Source organism: Kribbella sp. (assembly GCF_035687465.1).
Taxonomy (GTDB): Bacteria; Actinomycetota; Actinomycetes; order Propionibacteriales; family Kribbellaceae; genus Kribbella.
In genome coordinates this window covers 1-10463 of the sequence record NZ_DASRXP010000550.1, presented here as the reverse complement: position 1 = coordinate 10463, position 10463 = coordinate 1, and the positions used below count along the sequence as shown (strand labels likewise).

Below are 10463 nucleotides of genomic sequence, written 5' to 3'. Positions count from 1 at the left end.
ACCAGACGAGATGCTCGACGGAAAAGACAAGATTCGCCGTGGTGCCGTGCTGTCGCCTGACGCCGTTGACCCACAAATCGAGGGAGATGGTCCCGGGGTCTGGGACTTCGTCCGCGGTCACCAGGAACGGACCGATCGGATTGGCTGTCGGGAAGGTCTTTCCCTTCATGAGCTGACCACTGCGTTCCAGTTGCCACGCGCGCTCGGAGACGTCGTTGGCAGCCACATAGCCGGCGATGACCGATGGAGCTTCATCGACCGAAGACAGTAGGTAGGCCGGTGCGCCGATGACCACTCCGAGTTCGACTTCCCAGTCTCCCTTCACCGAGCCAGGAGGGAAAACCACGTCGTCATTGGGCCCGCAGACGCTGTTCGGCGTCTTGGAGAACACCACGGGCTCCGCCGAAACATCCAATTTGGCTTCTGCCGCGTGGTCGGCATAGTTGAGGGCCACGCCATACACCGCGTGGGGCAGCGCAATAGGCGATCCGATACGGGTCTCGCCGATGTCGATGCGGGGGAGTTCCCCCGAACTGATAATGTCGACCTTGGACCGCCATGTGCGCAGGAACTCGCCGTCGATATCCCGGGCGACGGCGGAAATGTCGTATACAGTCCCGGTTTCCGGGACAAGTGCAGCCGGTCGCTCATGGCCGGGTTCTCCTAGTCTGAGGAAGCGCATGACTTTACCACTCCAATCAAAGGTATGACGTATGGATCAAATGTGCATGATTGGCATGTAAGGCCGCATACGATGCGGCCTAGACCTCTCAGTGATCCCAGTCCGAAAGAAAATCTGCAAGGGATTCGTTCACGATTTCAGGCTGCTCCTCTTGGGGCAGGTGACCGCACCTATCGATGGCGAGAGTGGTCAGATTAGAAGCCATCGTCTCCCACACTGCTTTTACGTCGAATGCTTTGCCGACGGCTTCGGAGTTGACGCCCCATAGGGACAGGACAGGGCGTTCGATTCGCACGTCCTTGTCCGCAACATCTTGCGCAACGTCTTCAAGCCTGGCGCGGTAATCTGAACAACAGCCCCGAATGCTGCCAGGCCGTTCATACTCCCGTACGTAGACGTCGATCTCGTCCTGAGTCATCATTTCCGGATTGTATGACCAGGTCCGGTACAGGAAGCTCAGAAATTCGCGTTCCTTACCGGCGATAAGAGCCTCAGGAAGGTCGGGAACGTTGAAGAATTGAAGAAACCATCCCTCTGCCTGCAACTTGGGGTTGCTGGCGTTCTCGGCCAGTACCCTCGTCGGAATGTTCTCCATAACAACCAGGCGGTCGAGGCGGTGCGGGTGATCTTTCGCGAAACGTGTCGCTACTCGCGCACCCCGGTCGTGCCCTATCAATGCAATCCGGTCGTGACCGAGATGGTCCATGAGGGCGATGATGTCGTTGGCCATCGTGCGCTTGTCGTAACCGGACGCCGGCTTATCGGTGGCTCCGTAGCCGCGCAGGTCGGGCGCGACGACCGTGAATGTCTTTGCGAGCGCGGTGATCTGCTTGCGCCATGCGAACCAAGTCTCCGGAAAACCATGCAGAAGATAGACCGGCGGTCCCGATCCAGCAGTGACCCAGTGGATCCTGATCCCGTTCAGGCGGGCGGTGTGGTGAGCTACCGATGGGACAGTCCTCACGATGATGTCACCGCCCTTATCGGGTAGTCTGCCGGCTCTCCCGCAAGGACTTTGATGACCTGCTGAGTTGCCTTGACCTGCGACTCCCTCATCGCCTCCTCCGAATAGAACGCAGTATGCGGGCTCAGGAGCAGATTCGGCACGTCCGCGACCAGCGTCGGATCGAGCGGTTCGACCGGAAAGGTATCCAGCGCCGCTCCTTTCAGGCGGCCAGCGCGAAGCGAAGCAACAAGGTCGTGGAGAACGATGAGTGGACCCCGGGCGGCATTGATGACAATCGCCCCTGATGGGAGCTGCGCGAGGGTCTCCGCATTGATGATTCCACGGGTCTCCGGTGTCAGCGGTGCGTGGAGAAAGAGGATGTCAGACCTTGTGAGCAGATCGTTCAAGCCCACGGCTTGAAACGGCTCCGGAATCTTCTTCGCGTACGGATCATGGACGAGAATGCCGGTCCCGAAGCTGGCCATACTTGTTGCGACCAGCTTCCCGATTCGACCGAATCCCAGGAGTCCGACGGTAAGTGTCGATATGCGGCGCAGCGGGCGCACTGAGCCGACTCCCCACAGGCCGGATCGCGCGGCTTCATCCGCCTTCGAGAGATTTCGTAGCAACATCAACGCCATCGCCACCGCGTGGGATGCTACCTCTTCCACGCAATAGTCCGGCACATTGGTAACAATGATTCCATTGTTGGCCGCCGCATCGACATCTATGTTGTCGATCCCGATTCCGTAGCGGGCGATAATCCGAGCCTTGGTCATCTTCTTGATCAGATCTTCCCCGATCGGTGCGAGCGCATTGAGAATGGCGTCCGCCTCAGGCGCGAGCCTCTGAACATCATCGGCAGACGGGGCGACGATGAGGGTGTGCCCGGCTTCGGCAAGTAGCCCGCGTTCGAGATCGGTGTCCGGGAAAGCCTGATCCGTGAGCAGAACCTTCATTCGAGTCACGCTCCTCATTTGGGATGTTCGGTCGTGTGCGCACCGGCGGCGGTTGGCGCCCGCTGGGTCCGATATCCACCTGGATGCCGGGTGCAGAGCGCCGCTGTAGGTGATTTGGCACCATAGTCAGACAGGTCTACCTAAGTCCAGTCAAGCAACCGAGCTGACCCACGCCTTCCGGTGGTCGGACACCTCCGAGCAGGACGGTGCAGGGGTGAGATTTAGCCGTGATGGCGGGCGTTTCGCGCGGACCAACCGGCCCGAAGTGCGGCCGCTCACGCGCTCGCGATGCCGGCGAATCGAGGCCGTTCCCTCAGGTGGATACCGATTGGATGTTGACTAGGTAGACCAGTCTGGATAGTGTCCACGACAACCGGTCGGCCGGATCTCGCTCGATGGCGTGTGAACGATCGGGTCTGCGGGCCGGACGCTGCCACCAGGCAAGGAAGGGTCGTGGTGATGAAAGCCATTGGTCTCACCGACTTCGGAGGTCCCGAAGTGCTGCACGCAATCGACCTGCCTGCTCCTGAACCGTGTGCCGGTGAGGTACGGATCAGGACACATGCGGTGACCGTGAACCCAACCGACATCGGCTTTCGCGCTGGCCGCCGGGCGGCCGAGCTGGCTGAACGTACCCCGCCGTATATCCCTGGCGTGGACGCCGCCGGCGTAGTGGACAAGCTCGGCCCGGGCCCCGTCGGGCGTCTGAGTGTCGGTGACCGGGTGATCGCCGCAGTCGTCCCGATGGGGGTGCACGGCGGCAGCTATGCCGAACAGTTCGTCGTTGACCAGAGGTCGGTGGTACCTGCGCCGAAGGGCTCCACTCATGCCGAGGCGTCGACCCTGCTGCTCAACGCGCTCACCGCCGACTTGGCCCTTGAGGCGCTGCACCTGTCGGTCCGGCAGACCGTCGCGGTCACAGGTGCCGCCGGTGCGTTGGGCGGCTACACCGTTCAGTTGGCCAAGGCGCGGGACCTGACCGTGATCGCGGTGGCGTCGTCTGCTGACGGTGACTTGGTGCGCTCCCTGGGGGCCGACCATGTCGTGGATCGGGGTGAGGAATGGATCGCTGGCGTCCGCGCGCTGGTGCCCAACGGTGTTCCCGGTCTGGTCGACGCGGCGAACCTCGACGACGAGGCCGTGCCCGCGGTCGCGGACGGTGGTGCGCTGGCTACCGTCCGCGGCTGGAATGGCCCCGTGGGGCGCGGGATCACTGTGCATCCAATCGTGGCGTGGGAGGCCTTTACCGATACCGGGGCACTGGACCGTCTGCGAGCCCTGGTCGAGGACGGCACGCTCACCTTGCGGGTCGCTGAGATCTTGCGCGCCGATCGTGCCGCAGAGGCGCATCGCCGGCTCGCTGACGGCGGGATCCGTGGGCGTCTGGTCCTTGACTTCGCGACCTCGCTCAGTTGAACCAAGCCAGTCTCGGTTCAGCGGGCTGGTTAAGCAAAGGCCAAGCGCCATCCACAACAAGGAAGTTACGACTGCCACCCGAGGGCAGGCCTACGGAGGTAACTATGTCATCAGACTCGCAGCTCGTCACACCGGTGGCGTTCGCCGAGAAATCCAAGCTCATGCTCGCGCAGGCGGGTTTTCACCGAATGAGGATCGGTGACGTCAACGTCGTCGCGTTGTCGGACGGGACATTCCGCCCGTATATGCGGGATCAACTGCGCAACACGACGCCCGAAGAAGTCGAAGCGGTCCTCGCGAAGTCCAACCAAAGGACTCCGAATCACGAGTCGGTAAATGCGTTCTTGATCGAGCTGGGCAATCGTCTCCTGATGGTCGACGTGGGAGCCGGGGAAGTGTTGGGTCCAAAGCTGAACAAGCTCCCGTCGAGTTTGAAGGCGATTGGACTGGAACCGAGGGACATCACAGACATCCTCATCACTCACATCCACCCCGATCATTCGGGTGGGCTTGTGGTTGACGGTCAGAAAATCTACCCGAACGCCAAGGTTCATGTAGATACGAGGGAACTCGATTTCTGGGCGAGCGAAGCGAATGCAATGAACGCTACTGGCCATGCGGCGGATTGGTTCAAAGTCGTTGAGGCTACGGTCCTGCCGTATCTGAAAGACGGATCGGTGTCTGCCTTCGAGGCGGGGGCAGAACTGTTTCCTGGCCTTCGCACTGAACCGGCTTACGGTCACACACCAGGGCAGGTCACGTACATCCTTGAGAACGGCGGAGAAAAGATCGCCTTCTGGGGGGACATCATCAACGTGCCGGACGTGCAAATCGAGGAACCCACCGTAAGCATCACCTTTGACATCGATCAGGAGCGGGCGACGGCAACCCGGCTGAGCTCCTTGGCGGATGCCGCGGAGAACGGATACCTCGTCGCGATGCCCCACGCGCACTTCCCGGGGGCAGGACACGTCCAACGGCTGAGCGGCGATCATTTCCGGTGGATCCCGATCCCCTACGTGAACGACGCTGTCGACGACTGATAGCAGGGCCGACGCAGATGGAACGGCCACCGCGAACACGGTCTGGTCAGAGACAGTGGACCAGTGATCAGCGGCGCTGTTTCGTCCAATGCTGTGCGGAGCGGAGGGATCGGCGAGCCCTCCGCTCCACCTGGGCCCCCGCCAAAGGGCGGGTCCCTGCAGTTGGCCAGTGCGCCAGCACGACCCGGTTGATCATGCCGGCTCGGCCATCCCCGGTGACGAGATCCAGGGGTGAATGTGCAGTACACTGAACAGGTCTGTCTAACGAGGGAGTCCATCATGCCGAGCAAGACCGGCGCTAAAGCGTCGGCCCGCGATCGTCTTCTGGCGGCCGCCGATGAGTTGTTCTATCGCGAGGGTGTACAGACGGTCGGCATCGACCGCATCATCGAGCACGCAGGCGTCGCCAAGGCCTCGCTCTACAACACCTTCGGTAGCAAGGAAGCGCTAGTCCTCGCCTACCTCGAGTGCCGCCACGCCAGCACCAGCGACCGCATCAATCGGGTCATGACACGTTTCCGAACACCACGAGAGCGGCTGCTGGGCGTCTTCGACGCGCAAGGCGAGCTGTTCACCGAACCCGGATTCAACGGATGCCCGTTCGAGATGGCCAGCGCAGAGGCCCAGCCTGGCAGTTCCGTCGAACACGCCGCCGATGAGTACCGGGACTGGTTGCGCTCCCTGTTCACCAATCTCGCCAAGGAGGCCGGTGTTGCCGATCCCGACGCCCTGGCTCGACAGCTCCAGCTCCTGTACGACGGAGCGGGCCTGTCGGCCCGCATGGACCGCGATCCTTCGGCGTCCACCACTGCTCGTGCTATGGCGACAGTCCTCTTCGACGCAGCACCCAAGTCGGAGAGCCGCTGAGGGTTCCTGAGATTGCGTCATCGCAGATCGGGGGCTGTTGCCGGCTGCAACGACTGCAGCAGCCGGAGTCGGACCGATGAGTTGGTATCCCCGATCAGTCCAGCATTGCTTTCACTAGTTCCCGCGGCCAACCTGGTTCGGCTGGGGTGTTCGTGAAGATCGCGCGGTAGTACAGCGGACCCAGTAGGGCGTCTGAGGCGGGCCCGACCTCCGGCGCAGATCCGTCACGCGAGCGCGCACGGTCGAGTATCGCGGCTAGCTGAGCGTGGCGGTCCGCCGTGCAGGCGCAGCCGCCTGTGGGGCCGGAGCCGATGGCGGCGCGCATCAGAGCCAGCACATCCGGGTCTGCCAGGTCGGTGGCGACGTCCGTGGCCCAGCGCTCGAGGTCCTCACGCAAGGACCCTGTGTCCGGCACCACGATGTCCCCGCTGAACCGGCTGGTTGCGACGTCGCCGAGCAACTCCGCCATCGAGCCCCAGCGACGGTAGAGAGTCGTCGGATGGACTCCTGCTCTGGTGGCGATGGCGGGCAAGGTGAGCGCCTCGGCGGGCTCCTCGGCCAGGAGCTCCTGCACCGCGCGGTGCACGTCGGCGCGCACACGCGCCGAACGCCCCCCAGGCCTGGTGTTGGTCGGACTCGCTGTCATCCTCCAATTATTGCACTAATCGATGCGTTAGTGCCATGCAGACTCAACCGCATCCAGAGGTCGAGGAGGTGGGTGAGTTTGCGCATCGCGGTCACATCGCGCACATGGCCGTCGTGGTCGCGGAAGTTTGCCTTTGCTCGGACCTTGGCCGGCTTGCCCTTCTCGTCGGAGAGCCGTCGGCGGTCGCACGTTCGGTCGCTGGTAACTAGGCGAGGAACGGCGGTCCGGCAAAGAGGGTCGTAAAGGGGTCGTAGACAGCACAAAGGCCCAGGAGCAGATTGCGATGTCTGCCTGGGCCTCGATGCTGGTGCCCCGCCAGGGACTCGAACCCCAAACCCGCTGACTTCCAGCCGAGGTTGACCACCGTTGTCGATGATGAGCGTAAGCTCTTACTGGCAAGGGATTCGGGGGTTGTTTTGCGCACATTGGTTCTCATCGCTCATCATCCTCTCGCGCTGATTGAGGTGCGTAAGAGGGGCGTAAGAGGTGCGTCGCCGAAGGTTCCCAGCGCGGCTACGGTAGCGATTCAATGTTGGCAGTTCGATATCGCAGCTCCATCTGACGGTCCTGGGCGGTGCCCAGTCTGATGGCCATGGACTACAGGTCGCCACCGTCGGCCGCCCGGCATCGGTGAGCCCGCATGGTGATCTGGCTGACCTGGGGAGCTGCGTGGCAGAACGACGGACGCATCTTCACCCGAGGGACGTCCGTGACCATCGGCCTGTTCGTCGGACTGGTGGTGCTGAAGTTCGCGCTCGGCGCGTTCGCCTACTTGACCCATACACCCTACGAGAGCGGTATCGGCAGCGTCCTGGTCATGGTCGGCCTCATGCTTGCCGTCCAGGCGGAACTGATCTGGCGCCGGGCCGGGGCACTGCGTACCGCGGAAGGGAGTTCGCGGCTGGGCGTTCCACCAGGCCGTCTTCACCGGTAATTTCAGTACGTGAGATTGCATGACCTCGGTCAGCTGTCGCTGGAGATCGACGGCCGGATGCGTATGCCGAACGGCAGCCGGCCGACGACGCTGCTTGCGCTGCTCGCGGTGCACGCCAACCGACGGGTTCCGGTCGACACGATGATCGAGGCGCTCTGGGGTGACCAGGTCACCGACGGTCGGGGATCGACGCTCGAGTCGCACGTCTGGCGACTGCGGCGGGTCCTGGAGCCGGACCGCGGCCGAGGCACGGCGCCGGCCGTGCTCGTGAACGACACCGGCGGGTACCGGCTCCTGGTCGACCCCGCCGACATCGACTCGGCGGTTTTCGAGAGGCTGGCCGATGAAGGCCGCGAGGCGCTCGGCACCGACCGTCCGGATCGGGCGTTGCGGCGATTCGACGCCGCCATCGAACTCTGGCGCGGCCGGCCGTTCAGCCCGTGCGGCGACAGGCCGTGGGCGGAGGCGTACGTCGCCCGGCTCGAGGAGTTGCATACCCAGGTCCGGGAACGGCGCGTCGACGCGTTGCTCGCGCTCGGGCGCACCGAGCAGGCACTCGTCGACCTGCAACCGCTGATCCACGACGCGCCGTACCGCGAGCACCTGCACTGTCTGCGGATGCTCGCACTGGCGCGGCACGGCCGGATCGAGGAGGCGCTGAACGCGTACCGCGTCGCGCGCGACACTCTGATCAACGAGCTCGGCATCGAACCAGGCGCCGAATTGCGGGAGCTGCAGCAGCGGATCCTGGACGGAGACCCGACGCTGCTGCCCGCGCCGGCAGTCACGAGGGCAGCCCCGGCGGTGGCCTCCGAGGAGGTGCCCGTCGCGCCCCGCGCCGAGTCGCATCCCCCTCGTCGGATGACGCTGATCATCGGGCGCGCCGCCGAGGTGCACCAGCTGGGCGAGCTGATCGGTGACAGCCACCTGGTGTCGATCGTCGGTGCCGCGGGATGCGGTAAGACCCGGCTCGCGATCGAACTGACCCACGTCCTGGCTTCGCGCTTTCCCGACGGCGTGTGGTTCGTCGACCTCGGACAGGTCGACCACCCCAGCCTGGTGGTCGACCTGACACTGGCCACGCTGGGCGTCGCCGTACCGGCCGTTGGAACACCGCTGCGGGCCATGGCGTCACAGATGCGCGGCCGGCAGGCGCTGGTCGTCCTCGACAACTGCGAGCATGTGCTGCAGGGCGTCCGCGAACTCGTCGAGACTCTGGTCGGTGAGCAGGCCGACTGCACCGTGGTCGCGACCAGCCGGGAACCGCTCGCCCTTCCTGGCGAGCTGGTCTACACCCTCGCCCCGCTCGGGCTGCCCGATTCGGACCATCCGCAGGACGAATCCCCAGCGGTGGCGATGTTCCGAAGCCGCTTCCGGCTGGCCGAGCCGACCGTCACGCTGACGGAGGAGGATCTGCGCAGGGTCGCCGAGATCTGCATCGGGCTCGACGGCCTTCCGCTCGCGATCGAACTCGCCGCGGCCCGCGGCCGCAGCTACTCGATCGCGGAGATCGCCGAGCAGGTGACGCTCGACCCGACCGGATTGGGCCGGCAGGGTGCGGCGGGCGCACGAGCCCACGGCACGTTGCGGGATGAGATAGATCGCAGCTACGGGCAGATGACCGATGCCGAGCAGGCGTTGCACCGGGTCCTGGCCGTCTTCCCGGGACCGTTCACCGCCGAGGCCGCTGCCGCGGTCGCCGATGACTCGGTGGGCGGACGGACCGTGGGACTCATCCCGATGCTGGTCAACCGATCCCTACTCACCTCGACGAGGTCGAACCGCGTCGGCTGGGCATCGACCTTCCGCCAGCTGGAAACCGTACGCTCGCACGCCCGTCAGCTGCTCACAGACACCGGCGAGCGGGACGTGATGCTCGACCGCAGAGACGCCTGGGTGCGTTCGGTGCTCGGCGCCGACTTCCGCCTGCGCCGCGGTGAGATCATGCGGTATCGCACGCTCGACGCCAACTACGCGGCCGTCCGGGCGACGCTGGAACGAGAACTCGCGGGCCACGGCGAACCGGCGACACCTCTGCTGGCCGCGCAGCTGACCATGTTCTGGTACACCCGCGAACGGATCGTCGAAGCGCGCCGCTGGCTCGACCTCGCGACCCGGCGAGCCGGCGACGCACCAGCCGCCGATCGAGCCGCGGCGCACGCAGGGCTGGCCGCGACCCTGACCTACCAGGGACGCGCGGACCTCGCTCGCCCGCACACGGACGCGGTGGTGGCTCTGCTCGACCAGGTCCCGATGGGCCGGCGCGCGTTCGTCGGTGATCTGCTGGCGGTGATCGCGGCTGCAGCCATGACGACAGACGAGTTCGACTACATGCGGGCCGTCTTCGCCACCGCCACCGCCGTGGCAGCGGACGTCGCCGACCCCGACCTCGACGTGCTGTGCGAGGCGGTGCGCGGCCTCGTCGACATCAGCAGCGGCGTCGCCCCCCGGCAGTGCGCTGCCGCAGCCGAGGCGGCACACCGCCGGGCCAGCGATGCGCGCCACATCTTCGCCGCGTTCCTCAGCGCGTCCGCCGCGGCCTACGCCGAACTGGCCCTGGGCCACCCCGAGCGCGGTCTCGAATGGTCCAACCGTGCCTTCGACCTGAGCCTCACCTACGGCAGTCGGTACGGAGCGGGGGTCGTGGAGACCCGGGCCAATCTACTGGCCGAGTGCGGCCGACCGACCGAGGCGGCGACCATGTACGGCGCGGCGTCCGCCCAGGCCCTCCGCCTGGGTGGACGGTGGCCACGACGAGCACTGACCACTCGCCTGCTGAGCAAGGTCAGGGCCGTGCTCGCCCCGGCGGACTTCGAGAAGGCCTATCAGGCCGGGGAGCGGCTGACCCTGGCCGACCTCGGCGCCGTCGTAACGCCCGAGTGACGCCCACTGCGCGCGTCGTACCGCCGGCTGTTTGCGGCGCCCGGATCGAGTGGCCGGGCCCATCTGCTGTGGTCCGCAGTCGGTCGG

At 65.0% G+C, this 10463-nt stretch carries 9 protein-coding genes; 5 read left to right on the top strand and 4 right to left on the bottom strand.

Features of this window, described 5'->3' with window-relative positions; genetic code table 11:
• The 3 genes from VFG33_RS29305 to VFG33_RS29295 form a co-directional block, all read right to left on the bottom strand.
• Positions 1-682: fumarylacetoacetate hydrolase family protein (locus tag VFG33_RS29305; RefSeq protein ID WP_325056215.1), on the bottom strand; the 682-nt coding region annotated here is incomplete at its 3' end.
• 88 nt (positions 683-770) lie between these two features.
• Complete coding sequence (locus tag VFG33_RS29300) at positions 771-1646, bottom strand: alpha/beta fold hydrolase (protein WP_325056214.1); 876 nt, start codon at positions 1644-1646, stop codon at positions 771-773.
• Complete coding sequence (locus tag VFG33_RS29295; protein WP_325056213.1) at positions 1643-2587, bottom strand: C-terminal binding protein; 945 nt, start codon at positions 2585-2587, stop codon at positions 1643-1645. The genes VFG33_RS29300 and VFG33_RS29295 overlap by 4 nt, the downstream gene beginning before the upstream one ends.
• A 459-nt stretch (positions 2588-3046) precedes the next feature.
• Here VFG33_RS29295 and VFG33_RS29290 point away from each other — a divergent pair, with 459 nt between their 5' ends.
• From VFG33_RS29290 to VFG33_RS29280, 3 genes are all read left to right on the top strand, one after another.
• On the top strand, positions 3047-4003 hold the full coding sequence (locus VFG33_RS29290; protein WP_325056216.1) for an NADP-dependent oxidoreductase: 957 nt from the start codon (positions 3047-3049) through the stop codon (positions 4001-4003).
• 104 nt (positions 4004-4107) lie between these two features.
• Positions 4108-5046, top strand: coding sequence for an MBL fold metallo-hydrolase (locus VFG33_RS29285; RefSeq protein WP_325056212.1), 939 nt, complete (start codon positions 4108-4110; stop codon positions 5044-5046).
• Positions 5047-5325: 279 nt separating this feature from the next.
• Entirely contained in the window at positions 5326-5913 is a 588-nt protein-coding gene (locus tag VFG33_RS29280; RefSeq protein WP_325056211.1) for a TetR/AcrR family transcriptional regulator, read from the top strand.
• 94 nt (positions 5914-6007) lie between these two features.
• On the opposite strand, the gene VFG33_RS29275 is transcribed toward VFG33_RS29280, so the two are convergent.
• Positions 6008-6559 carry a TetR/AcrR family transcriptional regulator gene (locus VFG33_RS29275; protein WP_325056210.1) on the bottom strand — a complete coding sequence of 184 codons (552 nt, stop codon included), beginning with the start codon at positions 6557-6559 and terminating at the stop codon, positions 6008-6010.
• A gap of 640 nt (positions 6560-7199) precedes the next feature.
• Here VFG33_RS29275 and VFG33_RS29270 point away from each other — a divergent pair.
• Together VFG33_RS29270 and VFG33_RS29265 are read left to right on the top strand one after the other, a co-directional pair.
• Positions 7200-7493 carry a hypothetical protein gene (locus VFG33_RS29270; protein WP_325056209.1) on the top strand — a complete coding sequence of 98 codons (294 nt, stop codon included), beginning with the start codon at positions 7200-7202 and terminating at the stop codon, positions 7491-7493.
• Positions 7494-7502: 9 nt separating this feature from the next.
• Positions 7503-10376 carry an AfsR/SARP family transcriptional regulator gene (locus VFG33_RS29265; protein ID WP_325056208.1) on the top strand — a complete coding sequence of 958 codons (2874 nt, stop codon included), beginning with the start codon at positions 7503-7505 and terminating at the stop codon, positions 10374-10376.
• Positions 10377-10463: the final 87 nt, after the last annotated feature.